Genomic DNA, 20,223 nt, shown 5'->3' on the forward strand with positions numbered 1-20,223 from the left:
CCTTCATAGAAAAAGAACATTGATCTGAGTTTTCTAAAATCGGTTGATGAGATCGGGGAACTCACAAATTAGAGGTGGAAGGTTAAAGGATTATGATTAATACAACGTATAAACTAATTTCAAAATTGAACCTGAAAAACACGACTTATGGTCAATATTTTGAAAAAGAGCAAATCGATACTGAGCGATTAAAAGTGATGTATTCCATTTACGAACAGTATTATGAAAATACGAGATTTTCTATTTTCGTAGATGATTTCCAAAATAAAGGCGGTGCGATCTTAATTTTTGATTCGGAAACAGATGAGATTGTCGGTTTCTCGACTGTGGTGGTGCAGCATTTCTATTTAAACGGTAAAGACTACACCGTGTTATTTAGCGGCGATACTGTCATTTTGAAGAAGTTTTGGGGCACGCGTAGTCTGCAAAGTACCATGCTCAAGCTTATGATTAAGCTTCGAATCAAATATCCATTTAACGAACTCTATTGGCTCCTCATTTCTAAAGGCTATAAAACTTATCTGTTACTTGCCAATAACTACTATGTCTATTACCCAAATATTAAAGACGAAAACCAGCATCTTTCGGAAGTCGTTGAGCACTACTGTGAAAAATTCTTTGGCGAATACTATGACCGTGAAGCGGGCCTTTTAAATTTTGGTGATGACTATCAACCATTAAAAGGTGAAGTCGCACCAATTACTGCCGAAATGAGAGAAAAGAACCCTAATATTCATTTCTTTGAGCAGAAGAATCCGACATGGAAAGCTGGCACAGAACTACCGTGTATTGGCCGTCTTGGCTGGAAAGACATAGCCCGTTTCCCCGTAAAGCTGATGACTAAACCGACCAGTAAAGGAAAGTTTGAAGCATGCGTAACTCATAAAACAAAACGTCGAGAGGCCATCCAATGAAATCTAATGAATGGCTAACTTTGGGTTCGCATCTGATTTTAAAAAAATGGTGTGATGCATCTGACCGCAATTTTCAAAAACAGTTTAATGCCTTAGAGACCACGCAACGTCAAATTTTGCATTCGATATTACAGACCTCGACCTTTGCCAAAGATAAGAAAGTTCAAAATTATGAGCAGTTTGTAAAAGCATTTCCTGCAACACGTTACAGCGCATGGCGAGAAGACATTCAGCGTTACCGTGAACAAAAGCTTTCACTGTCGAGCAGTAAGTTAGTTCGTTTCCAGCCAACAAGTGGTTCGAGTGAACAAATCAAGTTCATTCCATACACCAAGCTGTTTTTAGATGAGCTTGACCATGCGATTGCGCCGTGGATGGCAAGTTTATATCGTAAATGCCCACATTTGAGTTCGGGTACGCATTATTGGTCGGTGTCGTGGTTACCTGAAAGCCAACGTGAAGTTTTAAAAGACAAAAACCTAAATGATGACAGTGCGCTACTTGGTGTAGGTAAGCGCATTTTGTCTAAGTTTACCCAAGCGGTTCCAAGTAATGTTGCCTTTGCCGCCAATGCCGATGATGCACTCTTTGCCACCATTTGCTATTTGGTCGCAAACCGTAATTTAGCCATGATTTCGGTGTGGAGCCCAACGTTTGCGCTGCAATTGCTGGAACGTTTGGAGTTGCTACAACAAGACGTGCTTGAGGTTTTACAAAGTGGTTCATGGGGTAACCGTCAGGCTTCATTAAAAGAAGTGACTGCACCGCGTAGCTCTGAAAGTGCTCAAGCCTTAATTGCAAGTTCAAACGGCACACAGATCGACTTTAAAAAGCTCTGGCCAAAGTTAAGTCTGGTGTCGAGTTGGGATACTGCGGGTTCAAAAGCTTGGGCCGAAAAATTAAAAGAGAAATTGCCCAGTGTTCAGTTTGAAGGAAAAGGTCTATGGGCGACTGAAGGTGTAGTGACTATTCCCTATAACGACCAATACCCACTCGCATATCAAAGTCACTTCTATGAATTTGAATATTTAGAAGGCGATAAACAAGGACAAATTATTCCGTCGTGGCGGCTTAAACAAGGCGATGTGGTCAGCCCGCTCATTACTTCGGGCAATGGCTTACTTCGCTACTGTTTGGATGATTGCTTACGGGTGACTGGCTTTATAGAGCAAATTCCGTGTTTTGAATTTCAAGGCCGCCGTTTTGGGGTAGATCTGGTCGGTGAAAAACTCGCACCTGAAACCGCTCAGCAATTATTGTCACAGTTAAATGAAACCGAATCGAAAGCGATTTCTTTACTTGCGATTGATACGCAGCAACAGGTTAAACCATTTTACTGCGTGCTTTTTGAAGGTGATATTCATCACAGCATTAGTAATGAATATATCGACAGTATCTTGCGCCAAAACTTCCACTACGAACTTGCACGAAACTTGGGGCAGCTCGACCAGCCTCAAATTCGCCAAGCCAATAATGGCTGGAATGCCTACAAAAAACTGGTCATGTTTGATGGCATTATCGAAGGCAATATCAAACCTGAGCCACTTAAAAAAGTCACCCTCAATAGTTTGGAACAACTATGAAAGGGATGAAGCCATTTAATACTCGGTTTTTAACACTTCGACACGCCTTGTATTTAGGCGTGTTGTTGGTGTCGCATACGCATGCCATGACTTTAGATGAGGCTTTATCTGCCAGTTTAAGGCATGAAAGTCAGCTTGAAGTCAGCCGTTTAAGCGTGAACCAGTCCACCGCAGTGCTTGAACAGGCTAAACAGCGTGATGGACTTAAAGTCAATTTAGTCGGCCAACTGGACTATGAAAGAATAGATACGCCTTCACACGTCCTGTTTCCAACCGAAGGAAACCGTAAAGGACGAAGTTTGCAATTGCAGGCAGATTATCCGATCTATACCTCTGGACGACACCGTTTAGGAATAGATGTTGCCGAGAGTCAGCTTTCTGCCCAAAACCAGGGTTTGTCAGATCAAAGATCGGAAACCATTTTAAATACCGTCATGGTGTATACCGACGTATTAAAAAAGAAAGCCATTTTAGAGCTTAGACAAAAGACCATGGCAAATCTGCAACGGTCTTTATATGAATCTAAGCGCCGTTTTGACGTGGGAATGATTACCCGTGCAGACTTGGCTCAGGTTTTGGCGCAAGTTGCACAAGGTCAAGCCGATATTACACAAGCCCAATCTAACTTGACCGTAAGCGAAGCACAGTTTTATCAGGTAACGGGTACAACACCTGATAACCTTGTTGCGATTAAACAGCTACCCGCTATTCCCGCGAGCTTGGATGAAATTTTGACGCAAACCAAAAACCATCCGGCTTTAATGCGCAGTAAATACGAAAAGCAGGCTGCAGAAAAACAATATGCCTTAACTAAACGGGAACTTTGGCCAACAGTTATGCTGACGAGTCGTGCCGGAAAGCAAGATGAAGCGAGTTATATTGGTTCTGAAAGTAATAACTACATGGTTGGGGTGCAGCTCAATGTACCGCTCTATGACGATGGATTAAATCGCGCTAACGTCAAAAAAGCACAGGCCGATATCGATTTAGCTAACCAAAAAACGCGAAGTCTTGAACTAGATTTAAATAAGCGTACACGCACGACTTATGCACAGCTTCAAACCATTCGACAAAATAAAGAAGCACTGGCAAATGCCATTGAGGCTGCGTCTATTGCCTTTGTATACACGCGTAAAGAGTTTGATGTCGGCACCAAAACGACATTTGATTTGCTTAATACCGAGCAAAAGCTACTCGATGTCCAAACCCAAAAAACCGTGAATGATCAAGACGAAGTGGTGTTTGTCTATCAGCTACTCGACCAGATGGGGCGTTTAAACAGTTTGGTTCCTATGCAGACCGCACAACAGGTGAATAATGAATAAAACAAATCCACCATTGGCTGACAATACGCTGATTACCCGTGAAGCAACTTTGGCAGATGATCAGGCTCTAAGAGACTTAATCGCCGTACCGATGACCACCAAAGGCATACAAATTAGCTTTCAGCGCGAACCGAGTTATTTTAAAGCGTCTGACATTGTCTATCGACATAAACTACATGTTGTGATTGAAAACACCGAGAGTCAAAAGAATGTCGCTTGTTATAGCAATGGTTACCGCCCGTGTTATGTCGATCGGAACATTCAAAACTTACGGTACGCGGGGGATTTACGGGTAGATCACAACTACCGTGGTAAATCACTGGTAAAGGTTTTGGCAAAGCATGTAAAACAAACCATGCATGAACCGAACTATAGCCAAATGATTATTTTTGATGATAACCATGCCGCACGCGCCGCTATACAAACGGGCAAAACGGGAATGCCCGATTATTATGATGAAGGGCTTATAGAGACACTTAGCCTGACGAGCACTGGCGCAAAACGGAAAATCACGGCTTTTTTAAAGCAGACTTCTCAGCAGAGTGACATTCAAGAAATCCGTATATGTGTTGCCGAAGCTCAGCATGTGGAAGCCATGAATCAGTTTATTGCCGACATGGCAGAGTTTTATAACTTTATTCCTGCCTATAACTTTGAAGAACTTGCCCAAGGTCATCGGTATTTTTCAGGAATAAAACTCTCAGACTTTTCACTTTATTTTAGAGGTGAAAAACTAGTGGGCATGTTTGGCTTGTGGGATCAGCACAGTATTAAGCAAACTAAGATTCTAAATTATAGCTCGGCCATAGCTGTGCTTAGACCCGTTTATAACTTGCTGACTCCAATTACTAAAGGCATGCGCTTGCCTAAGCTGGGTGACTCGATTCAGTACCATGTGCTGCATACGCTTATGTGCCATCCACAAGATTTGGCTTTGCATCATAAAATGCTTGAAGATGCCTATAACAAGTCAAAACAGCAGGGTGTTGGTGTGGTGAGCTTTACGCTTTCACACAAAGACCCGCGCTATCAGTTAAACCAGTTTTATAAAGGCGAACGCTTAACAGGAATGCATGGTTTTATTAGTTATGAGGGCGACCCAAGACTACATTTTGATAAAAACCTAATTCCGTACTTAGAAGTTGGACGTATTTAACACTTATATAGCTTCGCCATAGGTCATGAATGCGCAAAAATTTGCTCAATTCTTGGGAAAGTTAAATAGGATTGAGCAAACATATGCGCAAAATGGTGAATGTTCGCTAGAGCAAGAGTCTTTTCTCATGGTGATTTTGATTACGTTACAAAATCAAAGTGAATCGTTTTGGATTTAATAAACCTAGTGAATTTGACCCTTTAGCCCAACCTATCTTGCGCCGTTGAAACAGCTAACATGGTTTGAAGGTAATAATCGACACGTGAGTGATTATTGTCCTTATGTGAGTTATGAGCGTTAAAAGCTGCATCATGAAGTTTCACGACTCGAGCAATCGGATTTAAACTACAACGAATTAAATATTCGTCGCGTGTTTCATCTTCGCGTTTAGTTAATCCATCAACGGCATCACGGACTTCTTTGCCGAATAAACTTTCGATTTTGTCTAGGGTAAGAGGCGTGTCTTCAACGCTATCGTGTAGAAGGGCGGTAATAATATAGACTTCTGAAAATCGGTGCTCAATTAGTGAGTTGACCACACCTTTAATATGGTACTCAAAGTAATCATGAGGACCATACTTTTGACCTTGATGCGATTCTTTTGACAATTTCTCTGCGAGTTCAACTTGATTTTGAGTCATTTTTTGCTCTTATCACTTTAAGTATATGATGCGGCCTAATTTGTGAGATGGGACGCTTAAGTCATAATTTTATACTGGATAGCGACTCTTAAAAATATCTCTTAATAATAGTAGTGTCTCTTTTTATTTATTCATTCTTCGTTGATATGAACTAATCCAGACCTTAAGTTTTTGAAATTTTAAACTTTAACTTAATGATATAAAAATAGATTATAAATATTACTTAAGAATTTCCTTAATTATGTAATTAAATGAAAAATAATAATTAATTAAATAATTTCTAGTCAATTTCACATTGACACCTTAAATATTGGAGATTACCATTTGCGGGCTGGCCTACATTGTCAGTCGGTTGTCGCAGACCGTTCTTCAAGAGCATTAAAAGATTATTCTTTTAGTGTGTATACCCTCGTGCCCCCTCTATGGCGGAACGGAGGGGGACACCTTCGGGTGTGCTGGGTCTTGAAGCCAGTCTGCGAACCCCTTTCGTTCTGCCACCATAATTCTAATGTCTTGGCAGAACTCCATATATAAGGAGTTGGCTTTGTACATCCATTATTTCTTGGCAACCCTTGCCAAAAGCTATAACAACACAGCTTAAAACTTTTAACGCAGCTTGATCGCCGTAAGGCTTTTTCAGGCTTTAGCTCGTTATTACTTACAACCTAGACAATTAAACCTTGAGATGTGCTGCGCATAGTCTTTACGGCTTTGCTATGCCTTTTTTTCTCCCAAAAGGCAGCGGTTTTTATATCTCATTTATATACAACAATAATTTTTTATAATGGTAAAAATATGCCAAAAATAGTTCTCCCAACACGTGCAGTACAAGTCGTAAATAAATCAATAGAGTTATTTCACTACAACGGTTTTCATCTGGTCGGCATCGACAGACTTGTGAAAGAGTGTGAAGTGACCAAAGCGACTTTTTATAACTACTTTCACTCTAAAGAACGGTTGATTGAAATCTGTCTGATTGTGCAAAAAGAGCGCCTAAAAGAAAAAGTGGTTTCAGTGGTTGAATATGACTGCAGCACAAACGCAATCGACAAACTCAAAAAGCTCTATCTTTTACACACAGACCTAGACGGGCTGTATTACTTATTATTTAAAGCCATTTTTGAAACAAAACTGACCCATCCAAAAGCGTACATAACCGCCGTGCGATATAGAACATGGCTCACCAACGAAATATATAGCCTGCTTAGAGCACTTAACCCTGATGTTTCTTTTACCGATGCCAAACTATTTTTATATCTAATCGAAGGCACAATTATTCAGCGGTTAAGTTTGGGGGAAGTTGATGAAAGGGTGTTGGAGGTGTTTTTGAGGGGGATGGGGTGAAATGGAAATTCGGTTCTGTAATTTTATAATATTAACTATTGTCAAAATTTAATTCTGATCAATAGTTAATATAAGTTGTAAACACTATTGTTAGTATTTATTAAGTTTCTTAAATAATCTAATGAAATATCTAAAATTGAATAATTTAATTAAAAATTTAAACTTAGTGTTAATCTTGGATTGTTCAATTTTGGTATCTTTATCCCTAATATCAAAAATATCTTTTAATGATAAGGCTGTACTTGCTTTACCACCAAAGTATGATGCTCCTAAAACCAGAACAACATATATTACACATGAAATAATTTTATAAAATGCATATGTGTCCTTATTTATACTTTTACTTGAAATTAATTCTTTAAGGAAAAACACTTCAAATATTACTAACCCCAAATAAATAAATGCAGCACAAATAAGTATAGTTATTGAAATTGATCTGATTTTCTTGATCGTTTTTTCTTTAAATATATACTCTAAATGTGCTTGATTATTTTCTACTACTTGTTTTAGAAAAAAATAGCCATGATTTAAATTTGAAAAAGTCTTATTGAAGTTCCATAAATTATTAATTCGCTCATTGAACAAGTTATAGTGATATCTAGTAGTTCCTAAAAAATGATTAGTCGCATATTGGAACTGTATCGGTTGCAATAGCTTTTCGTTGAATTTTTTACATAAATCTAAATAATTATCCAACTCTATCTTATCTTTTTCGAAATTTTTCTTCCTCAGTTCAATGCGAAATCTTGGTAAAAAAAACCATTTAATAACTGTTCCTAAAAAACCAAGCCCTACTAAAGCTTCTAATATTATTTTAAACCATTCCATCTGTAACATCCTCTTTATTAACTGGTCTTTATCTAAACAATAAAGTTAAAAAGTATCTATATAGAAAGGTCAGTATTGCGTCATAAATTGACGCAAGCACTTTGTAAGTAAGAGTTAGGAACCAACTATTCTAATTAAATAAGCAAAATTTCTTAGAACTTTATAAAAATTAAACGTATGATAAAATTATAAAAATATATTAATTAAGAAATTTTAGTATTCTGAAAAATAGGTATAGCTATGGGAAATACAGATTTAGTTAGAGCAAGTAGAGATGGGGACTATTTTCATTACTTATGGGCGGCAAGAAAAGCTCTTCTACTTTTAAATCCTTTATCAGGATTAGATGTTCTAACTATTGAAGGTCCCAGTAAATCTGAATTCCAAAAAGAAATTGAGGATGGTGAAGAAATCGTCGATGTAGGTGAATACTATGGATCTAATAAGTTTTCAGATGCTTCTAAGATTATTTACTCACAACTCAAACATACTACTGTACATGAGGAGGATAGTTTTCAACCAAGTGACTTAAAGAAGACTCTTAAAGGCTTTGCAAAAAGATATCAAAAGTTTTTAACTATTGAGCCTAAGTTAGAAGTTTTAAAAAAATTAGAATTCCATTTCATTTCTAATAGAGCAATAAGTAAAGACTTTTATAAGTCAATTTGTGAACTGCAAGAAACTGGAAAAGTTACTAAAACAACTAATTTGGAAAAATTAGAGCTGTACACTAATTTGAAGGGCACGGATTTAGAAGAGTTTATTAAGTTAGTAAAATTTCCATCACAGGAGCCTAATTATATAGCTCAACGGGAGATTCTTGCTCAAGACGTTGCTTATTACTTACCTGGGGACGATGTTAATGCTCCTAATGAACTAAAAGATCTTATTCATCGAAAAGCACTTAGCGAAAATAAAGAATCACCAGAAATTACACGATACGATGTACTTCGTGCACTCAAAACTAACCCAGATGATTTATTTCCTGTAAAGAACTTAATAAAACAGTTAGAAAAAATTGTAGATAGACCTATTGTAAAAACGTTAGTAGACACTATCACTGAATCACGTGGTCAAAAATTTATTATTCAAGCCGAAGGTGGCGTAGGTAAATCGATATTAAGTACGCAAATTCACAACTATATCCCATCTGGATCTTTATCAATTATCTATGATTGTTTTGGTAACGGAGATTACAGACAATCTTCATCAGCTAGACATTCTCATAAAGTTGCTTTAGTTCAAATTGCTAATGAGTTAGCTGGATTGGGCTTATGTCATCCATTAATACCAACTACAAATGCAGGTCCTACTGAATATATCAAGGCATTTTTGTTTAGATTAAAACAAGTATCTGAAAGGATCACTCTTGATAAAGCTCAGTTATTTATAGTGATTGATGCTGCCGATAATTCACAAATGGCAGCAGATGAATTCAATTATGGTCGATCTTTCATAACTGACCTTCTGCAAGAAATTTTACCAAAAAACATTAAAATAATTGCTTTATCAAGGCCTTACAGAGTTAATCTTTTGATGCCTAAGCAAGATGTTGAAATTCTTGATCTAATAGGCTTTTCAGAAGATGAAACTAAACAACATTTAATTAACTACTACACTGAGGTTTCAACACAAGATGCCATAGAATTTCATCGACTTACTAGTGGAAACCCACGCGTCCAAAGCATTGCTTTAGAACAGAACTTAAGTTTGTATGAGATTCTTTCATTCTTCGGTGGAACCCCAAAAAGTGTAGAAGATACGATCAAAGATTTATTAGATAAGGCAATTTCTACATTCAAAGAACAAAATCATTCTGAATCAAAAGAAATTGATTTACTGCTCACTTCAATTGCTATTTTACGTCCATTAATTCCACTTCAAACTTTATCGGATTTAACTGATATCAGGGCTGATCAAATAAGAAGTATTATTGCTGATATAGGTGGTCATCCAATTCGTCTTAGCGACAATAATATTCAATTTGTTGATGAGCCAACTGAGTCTTGGTTCCGTGAAATTTACAAACCAAAAGATATTGGCTTACTGAATGAGTTTATTCATAAGCTTAAACCGCTCGCTGTAAATTCTGTATATGCTGCTTCTGTACTACCTCAAATCTTGATGGATGCAGGTAATTTTGAGGAATTAGTTGAACTATCTTTGAATTCTGAAATGTTACCAACTAATTCTACTCTAGAAAAAAGAAAGGTCGAATTGCAACGTCTACAATTTGCAATTAAAGCTGGCCTAAAACTTGGTAAATATACAGAAGTTGCTAAGTTGTCATTAAAAGCTGGTGGAGAGGTTGCAGCAGAGACTAGGCAACATCAATTACTGGAAGAAAATATTGATCTAGTTGGTACAACTTTTAATGATAATCAAATTTTAGAATTAATCTCTGAAAAAGTATTTAAAGGTGGTTCATGGCACGGCTCGAAATACATTACTGAGGCTAAACTTCTCTCATATCGAGAAGAGTTCCATGGAGAATCTCGCAGTAAACTTCGTATAGCTAATGAATGGTTAATTAGTTGGTTTAAACTTCCAAAAGATCAAAAACATAATCAAAAAATAGAATATAAAGAGATTAGTGATTATTTTATTACCTTAATTACTTTAGAGGGAGTTGACTATGCTATTAATTGGCTTCGTAGATGGCGTCCAAAAAGTATAAGTTATGAAGTAGCTAAGCTTACAACTATAGAGCTAATTAAACTCAATAAAAATGGAATCATACAGGAAATATTAGATAAATCAGGTAATAACCTATTTTTAACTTTGGGTGCTGTACAGATACTTAAATTAAATCACTATGTTATCCATTCTGAAAATTTTTCACGAATTTTAAAATTACTGAGTTACGCCAAAGTAAAACTTGATATTGGTCTAACTCCCATTCTTTGTTTTTTAGAAGTAGCATTTAAGCAACAACTTTGTTCTTCCACTGAAGCATATCAAATTTTATCAAAATATCTACCTGCTCAAATACCATATGAAATTACAGATCGTTTTGGAAACTCAGATAGAGCTACCTACATGAAAGCTTATGCTTTACATAAAGCATGGGATAATAAGTCACTAGAATTAATTGATTTAGTACCTGACAGAGTAAAAGATGAGTTTTTAAAGGACGCTTCTTATAGCTCATCAGAGGAAATTACTACATTAAAACGAGATGTTGCAGCAGTTTTGCCATGGTACAAATTATATGCTCATTCAATCATTGAGCCAATCTTGCCTGAAAAACTTGATTCATTGATTGAACAAGCTAAATTAGATTCAAATAAGGCTCAAGGATATTCTTATAGAGAATATGGAAATCATCTTGAGAATGAAATTGCAAAAATTTGGTTCGATATTTTAATTTTAAATAATCATCTTAGCCAAGAAACTTACCCGCAGATAGAAAACAATTTCAAAGAAAAAATTTATCCTCAAACCCGTAATCATTTCACGTTTATTTTGGCTTTGCAGAAACAATATGGATTGGAAGATTATTGTTATCAAAATATAGAAAAAAATTTAGAAACACTTGAAACTAGTGATGATCATGCAGAAATATTGGTTAGTGATTATATGTCAATTGCACAATCAATTTTTCCTCTAGATCAAGAAGAAGCTTCTGCAATATTAAGTAAAGCGATTGAGGTGAGTAGTAAACTAGGTGAAGAAAATCTACAACGATGGAATGCGCTACTTTGTTATGCTACAAGGGCTGGTCAAGAGCAAGATAGGAAACCACAGTTATGCTATCGCTTTAGTCAATGTGCTGAATTGACATATAAATATGTATATAGAGATAAACATTTTCCATGGGATTACACAGTTGATGCAATTTATGATTTAGATCCTAATTCCGCATTTGCCATTGCTAGTCGTTGGCGTGATCGTAGATTTGGAGATGAAGATAGAATATTGGGTGGTTTGGTAGATAAATTGCTTAATGAACAACTTATTTCACCCTTGATACTATTGGCTTTCAAAGCGATGGGAGCTACATATGACTTAAATAACCTATTAAGCTCTATTAGATCACTAGCTTTAAGTGATGAACTAAAAAGAAAGGTTTTACAATGCTTCTATCTTTACATTGTTGTACCTAATCCATCAGAAAAACATATTAGTCGCCTTAAGGATTTGGTCGAGGCATTTCATATAACAGTTCAAACTGTTCAGGATTTTCTCTTATCTCTCAGTAATTCAAAAGTTTATATTCAATTAGAGAAAGTATCTAATTCCTCAACCTACGATCAAGAAGTGTTTGATTGGGATACATTTTTTGAAAAATATACCAATTCAGTCCAAAGTGTCGATTTCGATTCAGCTTTTAATGATTTTGAGAAGTTGGAAAATAAATATTGGATTAGAAAAGATTTCTATTTACAGCTTTTTCAAAGAATAAGTGCTTCACAAGCGTTACCATTGATCAATTGGTGGTTTGATAATCCTAGAAATGGAATGTATGACTTAAGTGATCTCTTAAAGGCTATACCTCTTCGATTTAAACAAAGAATGTCATTTATAAATGTTTTAGATACAAGATTAAGAAAATTTCTCAAAACACATCATGCTGATTTTTATATAGATACTTATGGAAGCAATCTGAAATTACATATTTTAAGTGAGTTAACAGGGAAATCTAAGACTGATTATATTCAATCTCTCTTAGAAGGTATGAGTGAAAGCTCTATTACTTTAGAAAGTGAAAGCTTATTTAGGATAGCTCATTTACTTACACCTATGATTGCACCTAATCAATCCTGTGAGGTTTTGGAATATGGTCTAGGCTTACTGGAAAGTGATTTGGGATCAGATATCGCAGATGGGCAATGGCGTGAGGAATTGGCACCACCAGAGAATATAATAAAATCTATATCAGGTTATATTTGGTCTGGCCTAGCATCTCCTTTCAATACTGTTAAATGGCAAGCGGCGCATACTGTTAAGTTACTTTGTGATTTTGAGCAAAGAGAATTATTGTCTAATTTAATTAATTTTATTAGTGATAAAAATTACCGAAGTTTTTATGATCACAAATTTGAATTTTATCAATACTCTGCTACTCAATGGCTACTTAATGCTTTATTAAAAGTGTCATATAGCCCTAATAAATTTTTGGCTGAATATGTTGAAATATTTAAACAGCTAGTAGATCCAAATCGACCACATTTGATGATTCGACTTCTTGCTTCAAAAATTCTTCTAAATCTATTTAGTTTAAAACTTATAACCCTAAATGAAGAAGAAATTAAAGCCTATCAGGGAGTTGGTAAATCTAATTTTAGTAAAGTAGAAAGAGAAGCTATTGATCTTTCAAAATATTCAGATATGAATCAAGATGAAATTGATTCATTTGGTATTGATTTTGGTCCTTACTGGCTTGATCCATTAGGCTCAATGTTTGGGTTACACCCTACACACATATACTTTGAAACAACTCAAACATTAAAAAATGAAATTGGATTTACGGATAAGCGTAAAGCCAATGATGCACGTCATAAAATGGAAATTTATGACTGGAAGCAAACAAATCATGATCATGGATCTAGTCCTAAAGTCGAAGATTTAGATTTTTATCTGTCTTACCATGCAATGATGATTACAGCTGATAAGTTACTGCAAACAAGACCATTACTTGTAAATGAAGATTGCTGGAGAGATTTTGATGAATGGATTAAAAGACATGATTTATCCTGTCTAGAACCCAATTGGTTAAGTGATTTTAGAGATCCATCTCCTCGAATAACTACAGAATGGCCTAAAGACGATAGAAAAAATTCTTTAAACTGGTCTTACAGTTGTGGTCTGGTTGATTATGAGGATGCGATTTATCACAGCGATTTAGAGTTTTGTTTATGGGGGGGATGGTCAGAAGTACATAACTCTGATCAAACAAAAGATATTCATATCCGTTCAAGTTTGGTGAGTCCAGAAACATCTAATGCTCTTTGGAGAAGTTTACAATGTGCCGAATCAAGCTACTCCTATCATTTACCTAGTGCTAATGATGAACACTGTGAAATTAAAGAAGATAAATTCATATTAAAAGGATGGATTACCGAGTCAGAAATTGATTTATCAAATTTTGATGATGATTTATGGGGAGCCTCTTTGAGATATGATGCAACTAAACCATCAAAAGAGATTATTTCCTTAATGAATTTAGATTCTGATTCATTAGGTAAAAATTGGTTTTGTAACGAGAAAAAAGTTATGAACCTTACTATTTGGGGGGAATATAAAAATGAAAATTATGAGTACTCAAATGGTTATAAGCTAGAAGTAAATAAAGAATTTATTCTAGATCTTCTTCATAAAATTAACATGGATATGATTATTTCTGTAGATATTGATCGTAGATATAAATATGGTAGTTACCAGTCAAAAGAAGATGCAAAAGGACTTAATGAGTATTTACCAAGTAGTAAACGTGTTTATTTACTGAAAAAAAATGGAGATATGTATGTCTACTGAAAATCTTATTGAACTAGGAAAAAGGCTAGTACAAGAATTTAAACTAGAGGATAAAAACGATACATTATCTCAATGGATGCTTCATTATTTAGCAGAATTATTTGAAGTATATAATCTATCCATGTCTCCTGACGAAAAGCGTATAGCAACTCTAGAGATCAAAGATACTATTTTCAAGCTGTGGAAATTTCGCTACGAATACGCTCACTCTCAAAGTAGTTTTAAAAATATAGAATCACTGGTCTCAACTTTAAAAAAATTAAATTTAGATAATGATAATGCTTTCTACTCAGGTTTAAGAGATTTCAGAAATGTAGAAAGTACTATAGATCAGAGTAGTCCAGATTATTGGTATAGTTATGCACTCAAACTTGATAAAGCATCAAGGTTCTTGATAAGGAATTGTATTCTCAAAGGATATGCTATAACTGAAGCTGATAATAAAGAAATTTCTGATCTCATCAAAGAGTTTGACGAGTTAGATTCTTATGAAAATTTATTAGGTAGATTTTATAGCGACCAGTCCGATGAAGATAAAGAAGTTAGAAATATTAAAAATAATATTTCTAAAATAGAGGAGTTGATGGATGCTTTAGCAGAGTTAAAAACTAATTATGAGGAAAAACTAATATCATAAAGCTCAAATGGAAACTATGACGGCACAGCGATTTATTATAAAAAGCTTGTTTGAAAATAGAAATAACTATCCAAATGCATATACAAGTACCCTGAAATATAGAATATGGCCCATAAGCTCGGATGAAGTTGATGAGATGGTTTTGGAGGTATTTTTTAGTGGGATGGGGTGATGTGCAAAGTAAATGTCTCTATTTAGTAAAAATTTAAAAAAGCCCTGAATATTCGGGCTTTTCATTTAAGTTTTACTTTAATGATTCTGGTACATAATTTGGCGAATCAGTACCATAAAATGATTCAACATCTGCATCATACAAAGACTTATATCTATCTTTTGAAGTGACATCTTTAGTTTCATCAATAAATTTCTGTATTTTTGTTTTATAGTCAGTGTGACCAGCTTTATACATTTCAGTTAAATATACAAATTCGGCGTCTCTGTACTGGGGATCATTTTTGTTAGATGATTTAGTTAATTCGGTTTGTATGAGTCGGGCTGAAGCTTCGTGACACAGTTGAATTTTTACTTTGGCCTCATTTAATTTTTCAAGCAATGTACATCTAAACATTACCCGTTGAGGCAAGGGGTTCTCTTTGATTTGTTGCTCATTTAACTCATAAGCCTCTTTGTACATACCAGACAGCATATAAATATTCATCAATGCCATTTCTCTTTGTTTCTTGGCAGTAACTTTCTTAATTTCAGGTATTAAAGGTGCTAAAGTTTGTTTTATCTTTTCATCTTCACCAGAAATCACAACTTCATTTGTGATTGTTTCATATCTATCTAAAATCGCTTTATCACTTGCTGATAATTCCGTTTTTACGTTTTGAGAACTGCTTTTCGCAGTAGCATCTACTTTTGTTTGTTCATTTGATGCCTTGCTACAAGCAGTAACTCCAAATAGAGAAATGAGAACAATAGTACTGATTAATTTTCTATTCATGATTTACGTCGAAAAAAGAGATCTTAAATTTATGAGGACACCTGTAAATTAGCAGGGAATGTCGCCTATGGATTACTATTTAAGAAGTAAGGATTGGGCAGCTATATTTTTTAGGTATTTCGGTACTCTAGATATCGTAAGTTTATTAATGGCTAACAATAAATCTTGATCAATGCTATTGAAGCCATATGTGTGACAAATATTCGTACAAAGATAGTTGAATAATTGAGCCGTAACTTCAGCATCTGCTTCTGCACGATGAGCTGTGCCATTAAACTTAATATTAAATAAGTCTGCCATTGCCCCAAGTCGATAACTGGGTTGATGAGGTAAAATACGGCGAGCAAGTTTCAAAGAACAAATGAGTCCATTGTGTGATGGACTTAACTCCTGTCGAATACTTTCTGCTTTTAGGAATTTCTCATCAAATCCTGCATTATGAGCAAGTAAAGGATCTGTTCCAATAAAGTCCAATAGAGAGGGAATAACTTCTTCCACTAAAGGAGCATGATTAACCATATCTTGAGTAATACCAGTCAACTTTGTGATGTAGTATGGAACATTTACACCACAGTTTATTAATGAAACAAAACGCTCTGTGATTTCACCTTCTACAATACGTAAAGCCGCGACTTCTGTAATGCGATCGCCAGCCTCAGGGCTGACTCCTGTGGTCTCGAAATCAAGTACAATGATTGGCGAAACATTCATAAAACGCTTTCTCTATTAGAAATTAGGTATTAAAAGCACAACACTTTTCATCATAATAGCTTTAAGTCAAAGATAGCGCTAAGTTAACTTCTCTTAATATTGAAATGATATTAGTTAGTGATATGTTGAGCTGTTAGGTTATGCCGAGCACAGTCCATTTACACGGGCTTATAAAGAGTGGTCGGGTAAAACACCACAACAAGCCCGAGAGGAAATGAATAACTGAGGGTAGAGCCTCTTAAAATGAGATGTGCATATGTTTTGAGTGTTTATTCATCATTTAACGCACATTCAAAATTACTTGGGTTTTCTTTACATCTTACTTTCTTTAAAAAATTCATCATTTTAGGGTCGTAAATACCAGCCTTGGTTAGCTGTATACGTGCCTCGCGCATCATTTTCATATAGTTTAATTGTTCATTTTTAGGAATATCCATCCAGTACTTTGAAGGAATATCACTTTCATATTTAGCAATAATACCAAAGGTTCTATTTAATTGGCTGGCTACCCAAGTTCGAGACTTTTGCCCAAAACCTGCTGGAAACTGGTCTTTACGAATAATGAAGTTTGCTGAAATTTGAGTTAAAGGGAAACGAATGATTGCTCCTTTCTCACCTAAACCTTTGTGTAGTTCAAAAGGTTTAAATGCCACAATAGGAGCGGGCACAATATCAATTTCATGATTATTAAACTTCGCACCAGCATTGGTCACGTCTACAGATACAGCCTGACCTCCAACATGTTGAACAAGCTTTGGTTGGGCTTCATCATATTTAAATACCCCAATTTTTTTACCGGCAGCCTTCGCGAGAGTATTTATACTTCTATCATTTACAAATAAATAGGCAGGGCCAATTGTGCCTAAACCTGCAATTTCATAAGGACCTGCCACCATGTTTTTTGCGGCCATCGGTGAAGACAACAGCTTATAGGCATTAATTGCCGTTTTCATATTTGTTAATGCGCCGACCGCATCTAAAGATCCTGTGTATTTATTAAACTGACGGCCACGTAAACCACTAATAATAGCGCCATCACACTTACCGACTTTTAAATCTTCAGCCGCAATGCGTTCATCTACATATGCTTTTAAAGATAGATCAGCTCCCCAGTTTTTAGCTTCAAGTGCATAGTCTTTGGCTAAAGCGAAAGCATTTCCCGATTTACCAATGGGGTCATACACACAAACGACTTGTTTTGCATAAATAGTTGTTGTTAAACATGTGCTTGCAATGAGTAAAATAGTTTTAAAACGATCCATATTTAATTATCCATTATTTAAATTATAAAAATTATTTTATGAATCTTGCTTAGATTAGATATGACATTTCAATAAGAATTTAAAGAGAAAAGGTCAAAAGGTAGCCTTAATTAGCACCTTATTTTTTTTAATTGTATGGCTATGTTGTATATGAATTGAGATCTACCAGTGAGCTAAATTTAAAGAACAGCTGTATACACGTACTATACCTTTTTTTCAAGCATGCAAAGAGGTTTTTAATATATTTTATTTAAATTTCAATAACATACACAATAATTTAAGTTTCGGTCTTTAATTTTAACAGGCTAAAAGTTTTGAGGCTTAAAAGGAGATTTAGAAAAAGAAATCTGTATAGCAGCCAGTAGTCGCAAATACATCTTGTAAGTAGCTCAGCTCACTAGGGTAAATATAAAAGTGTAATGACAACTTACAGGAAGTTGTCTAGAAAATTATTCTGGTTAAGATTAGAAATAGGGTTTAATACATAAGCATCCAATAGAACCAGCTTAGGCGTTTAGTAATTTGCTAGAACAACACATACAGTTAACCAAGCTAAGTATTCATCACAGTAAAGAATTAGTAGTGAAGCAACAACAACATAGAGAAGCGAAGTCTGATATATCGTAGGTTTCCAAATCTTTTATTTAACATAATATACATTATACGAACAGTTATATAATTCATTATTAAGTCCTTGATTCTGTTGCCGTACGTTTAACTGTACTTATTACCTCATAAAGTTAAGCTATTGAATTTTATAAGACTAAAAAGTAATAAGTTGAGTTAAACATACGCAAAGCTTTTTTATTTAAACAATTTTGTTTGGTTGCGGTGGCTTTACATCTACAACAATGTATTTAACGCCTTTGCCCTGAAGTAACCATGTAAAATCATTTCATGATTAGATTTACATCTAGTCATGCAATGATTTTAATTTAAACACAGTTATATCCCGTTAGTTGTAATTCTGCTTTAAGAATTTTTGCTGAATCAGTTGTAATGAAATTTTGCAGATAGTTTGTTGATTCAAAATAATATTCATGAACTGGCGTATTCATAACTATTCTATCAATAGTTATAGCTGCATTTGCCATATCACAAACATATTTTTTGTCTTTTTCTGAAAGGCTTTTTATGTCGTTTTCTACACTATTTAGTATCAGTTTTCCATGTACGATCACAGATAATCGTGGATAAACTTTTTCTAACATTTGCAGATATTTCTTTTCATCCTCATAATTTGGATAATCCTGCGCTTGAGCCAAGTTAAATAATGATAGACCAATCAAGCTAATTATTATTCGTTTCATTTATAAGTTCTTGTAAAGTGTATAGAGTTTTACTATAACACAATTAAATAAAAAAATTATTGACAACTGAATAATCTTTATTTTTTTGAGTATCATTACACTAATCAGGTCTTAATTTCACTTAAGTTACTTATTTAAGAATCAAATTGTGACTTCAGGCAGTATTATAGCTTAACACTATATGATGACAATTTATTTAATAATGCTAAATATTTTTATTTATTGTTTAAAATGCATTCAAAGTTGTTTTAATTAATTAAAGCCTTTTATTTTAATTTATATAATTATCATAAATATTGATGCTGGAATTGTAATTATACAATTAACTTTTAACAATCATATATTGTTATATTAAATAATATTAATTGTTAAATTATTGCAACCTTCCTAATTGTTTTTTAAAAATTAAAGATATTTCAATTAATGTATTTATTATCAGTAATTTAATTTTATATCAACCAAGATTCATTATTGGTATAAAAGTGTGATTTAATTATCATTTTTAATTAAAGACCTGTAAAGCAATAACTATTTATATAAATGAAATAATTAGTGAGATACAGGTCACATGTTATTTATTTATTTATTATTAAAGTAAATCTTTATATTGTTTTTAAATAAAAAATATTGTATCTCTTATATTAACTATTTAATAAATAGGTATATATAAAATGAAAAATAATATATTTAAGCTTCTTGTTTTGATGGTGCTTTCCACTTCCCCACTATTTTGTTATGCAAGTAACACGATAATGATAAGAGGAAATGTTGTTGAAGATACATGTTCAAGAGAACATAGTGAGATAGAATGTGTTGAGGTAAATAATTTAAATATTAAGCTTGATAGTGAATATTTAAATAAAGATAGTCTTTTTAAATTAGCTCAACATACTGAGAAAATGGACACAAGTATTGAGAGCATAAGTTCTAATCACAAAGTCGTGCTTATTAACTACCATTAATATCGCAACTTATTTCTGTAATAAGTTTGATGAAAGAGTGATTTGTCGAATTCATCGCATGTTTTGATGAATTGATTGATGAGCCACTCTTTTTTCATAAAAAATGACTATTTATATGTTTTTCCTA

14 protein-coding genes and 1 pseudogene are annotated in these 20,223 nt (G+C 34.4%); 9 read left to right on the forward strand and 6 right to left on the reverse strand.

Annotated features, from left to right (window positions below):
- Nucleotides 1-125: 125 nt before the first annotated feature.
- Genes JGE69_RS09725 through JGE69_RS09740 form a run of 4 tightly spaced genes read left to right on the forward strand, consistent with a single transcriptional unit; the run spans nucleotide 126 to nucleotide 4,978 of the window.
- Entirely contained in the window at nucleotides 126-914 is a 789-nt protein-coding gene (locus JGE69_RS09725; RefSeq protein ID WP_199113235.1) for a hypothetical protein, read from the forward strand.
- Nucleotides 911-2,497 (forward strand): GH3 auxin-responsive promoter family protein, encoded by a 1,587-nt coding sequence (locus tag JGE69_RS09730; protein WP_199112586.1) that lies wholly within the window; start codon nucleotides 911-913, stop codon nucleotides 2,495-2,497. The genes JGE69_RS09725 and JGE69_RS09730 overlap by 4 nt, the downstream gene beginning before the upstream one ends.
- Nucleotides 2,494-3,822 (forward strand): TolC family protein, encoded by a 1,329-nt coding sequence (locus JGE69_RS09735; protein ID WP_199112584.1) that lies wholly within the window; start codon nucleotides 2,494-2,496, stop codon nucleotides 3,820-3,822. Before JGE69_RS09730 ends, JGE69_RS09735 begins: the two co-directional genes overlap by 4 nt.
- Nucleotides 3,815-4,978: a hypothetical protein gene (locus JGE69_RS09740; RefSeq protein WP_199112582.1), complete on the forward strand. Its 1,164-nt coding sequence runs from the start codon at nucleotides 3,815-3,817 to the stop codon at nucleotides 4,976-4,978. The genes JGE69_RS09735 and JGE69_RS09740 overlap by 8 nt, the downstream gene beginning before the upstream one ends.
- Before the next feature lie 200 nt (nucleotides 4,979-5,178).
- Here JGE69_RS09740 and JGE69_RS09745 read toward each other — a convergent pair whose 3' ends face one another.
- Nucleotides 5,179-5,619, reverse strand: coding sequence for an HD domain-containing protein (locus tag JGE69_RS09745; protein ID WP_199112580.1), 441 nt, complete (start codon nucleotides 5,617-5,619; stop codon nucleotides 5,179-5,181).
- A gap of 795 nt (nucleotides 5,620-6,414) precedes the next feature.
- On the opposite strand from JGE69_RS09745, the gene JGE69_RS09750 reads away from it, so the two are divergent.
- The gene (locus JGE69_RS09750; RefSeq protein WP_199112578.1) at nucleotides 6,415-6,963 is read left to right on the forward strand and encodes a TetR/AcrR family transcriptional regulator; all 549 of its coding nucleotides are present in this window, start codon (nucleotides 6,415-6,417) and stop codon (nucleotides 6,961-6,963) included.
- A gap of 90 nt (nucleotides 6,964-7,053) precedes the next feature.
- On the opposite strand, the gene JGE69_RS09755 is transcribed toward JGE69_RS09750, so the two are convergent.
- Nucleotides 7,054-7,791, reverse strand: a complete 738-nt coding sequence (locus JGE69_RS09755; RefSeq protein WP_199112576.1) for a hypothetical protein — start codon at nucleotides 7,789-7,791, stop codon at nucleotides 7,054-7,056.
- A gap of 240 nt (nucleotides 7,792-8,031) precedes the next feature.
- On the opposite strand from JGE69_RS09755, the gene JGE69_RS09760 reads away from it, so the two are divergent.
- Nucleotides 8,032-14,268 (forward strand): hypothetical protein, encoded by a 6,237-nt coding sequence (locus JGE69_RS09760; protein WP_199112574.1) that lies wholly within the window; start codon nucleotides 8,032-8,034, stop codon nucleotides 14,266-14,268.
- Complete coding sequence (locus JGE69_RS09765) at nucleotides 14,258-14,905, forward strand: hypothetical protein (RefSeq protein WP_199112572.1); 648 nt, start codon at nucleotides 14,258-14,260, stop codon at nucleotides 14,903-14,905. Before JGE69_RS09760 ends, JGE69_RS09765 begins: the two co-directional genes overlap by 11 nt.
- A gap of 244 nt (nucleotides 14,906-15,149) precedes the next feature.
- On the opposite strand, the gene JGE69_RS09770 is transcribed toward JGE69_RS09765, so the two are convergent.
- Both JGE69_RS09770 and JGE69_RS09775 read right to left on the reverse strand, forming a co-directional pair.
- Nucleotides 15,150-15,851, reverse strand: coding sequence for a hypothetical protein (locus JGE69_RS09770; protein WP_199112570.1), 702 nt, complete (start codon nucleotides 15,849-15,851; stop codon nucleotides 15,150-15,152).
- 75 nt (nucleotides 15,852-15,926) lie between these two features.
- On the reverse strand, nucleotides 15,927-16,562 hold the full coding sequence (locus JGE69_RS09775) for a PolC-type DNA polymerase III (protein ID WP_199112568.1): 636 nt from the start codon (nucleotides 16,560-16,562) through the stop codon (nucleotides 15,927-15,929).
- A 130-nt stretch (nucleotides 16,563-16,692) separates the two neighbouring features.
- On the opposite strand from JGE69_RS09775, the pseudogene JGE69_RS09780 reads away from it, so the two are divergent.
- A pseudogene (locus tag JGE69_RS09780) lies at nucleotides 16,693-16,788 on the forward strand (hypothetical protein); the annotation flags it as partial.
- Between the two features lie 43 nt (nucleotides 16,789-16,831).
- Here the strand turns inward: JGE69_RS09780 and adeT1 are convergent.
- Together adeT1 and JGE69_RS09790 are read right to left on the reverse strand one after the other, a co-directional pair.
- A complete protein-coding gene (gene adeT1 / locus JGE69_RS09785) occupies nucleotides 16,832-17,824 on the reverse strand; it encodes a putative multidrug efflux protein AdeT1 (protein ID WP_199112566.1) in 993 nt (330 codons plus the stop codon).
- Nucleotides 17,825-18,759: 935 nt separating this feature from the next.
- Nucleotides 18,760-19,134 (reverse strand): hypothetical protein, encoded by a 375-nt coding sequence (locus JGE69_RS09790; protein ID WP_199112564.1) that lies wholly within the window; start codon nucleotides 19,132-19,134, stop codon nucleotides 18,760-18,762.
- Between the two features lie 671 nt (nucleotides 19,135-19,805).
- Here JGE69_RS09790 and JGE69_RS09795 point away from each other — a divergent pair.
- Nucleotides 19,806-20,096, forward strand: a complete 291-nt coding sequence (locus tag JGE69_RS09795) for a hypothetical protein (RefSeq protein ID WP_060465626.1) — start codon at nucleotides 19,806-19,808, stop codon at nucleotides 20,094-20,096.
- Nucleotides 20,097-20,223: the final 127 nt, after the last annotated feature.

The sequence above is a fragment of the Acinetobacter sp. C13 genome (assembly GCF_016809775.1).
GTDB classification, from domain to species: domain Bacteria; phylum Pseudomonadota; class Gammaproteobacteria; order Pseudomonadales; family Moraxellaceae; genus Acinetobacter; species Acinetobacter pittii.

Excerpts from the sequence above, each read along its gene's own strand:
- JGE69_RS09730 (WP_199112586.1), top strand. The coding sequence starts at position 911 with ATGAAATCTAATGAATGGCTAACTTTGGGTTCGCATCTGATTTTAAAA.
- JGE69_RS09735 (WP_199112584.1), top strand. The coding sequence starts at position 2,494 with ATGAAAGGGATGAAGCCATTTAATACTCGGTTTTTAACACTTCGACAC.
- JGE69_RS09740 (WP_199112582.1), top strand. The coding sequence starts at position 3,815 with ATGAATAAAACAAATCCACCATTGGCTGACAATACGCTGATTACCCGT.
- JGE69_RS09745 (WP_199112580.1), bottom strand. The coding sequence starts at position 5,619 with ATGACTCAAAATCAAGTTGAACTCGCAGAGAAATTGTCAAAAGAATCG.
- JGE69_RS09750 (WP_199112578.1), top strand. The coding sequence starts at position 6,415 with ATGCCAAAAATAGTTCTCCCAACACGTGCAGTACAAGTCGTAAATAAA.
- JGE69_RS09755 (WP_199112576.1), bottom strand. The coding sequence starts at position 7,791 with ATGGAATGGTTTAAAATAATATTAGAAGCTTTAGTAGGGCTTGGTTTT.
- JGE69_RS09760 (WP_199112574.1), top strand. The coding sequence starts at position 8,032 with ATGGGAAATACAGATTTAGTTAGAGCAAGTAGAGATGGGGACTATTTT.
- JGE69_RS09765 (WP_199112572.1), top strand. The coding sequence starts at position 14,258 with ATGTCTACTGAAAATCTTATTGAACTAGGAAAAAGGCTAGTACAAGAA.
- JGE69_RS09770 (WP_199112570.1), bottom strand. The coding sequence starts at position 15,851 with ATGAATAGAAAATTAATCAGTACTATTGTTCTCATTTCTCTATTTGGA.
- JGE69_RS09775 (WP_199112568.1), bottom strand. The coding sequence starts at position 16,562 with ATGAATGTTTCGCCAATCATTGTACTTGATTTCGAGACCACAGGAGTC.
- adeT1 (WP_199112566.1), bottom strand. The coding sequence starts at position 17,824 with ATGGATCGTTTTAAAACTATTTTACTCATTGCAAGCACATGTTTAACA.
- JGE69_RS09790 (WP_199112564.1), bottom strand. The coding sequence starts at position 19,134 with ATGAAACGAATAATAATTAGCTTGATTGGTCTATCATTATTTAACTTG.
- JGE69_RS09795 (WP_060465626.1), top strand. The coding sequence starts at position 19,806 with ATGAAAAATAATATATTTAAGCTTCTTGTTTTGATGGTGCTTTCCACT.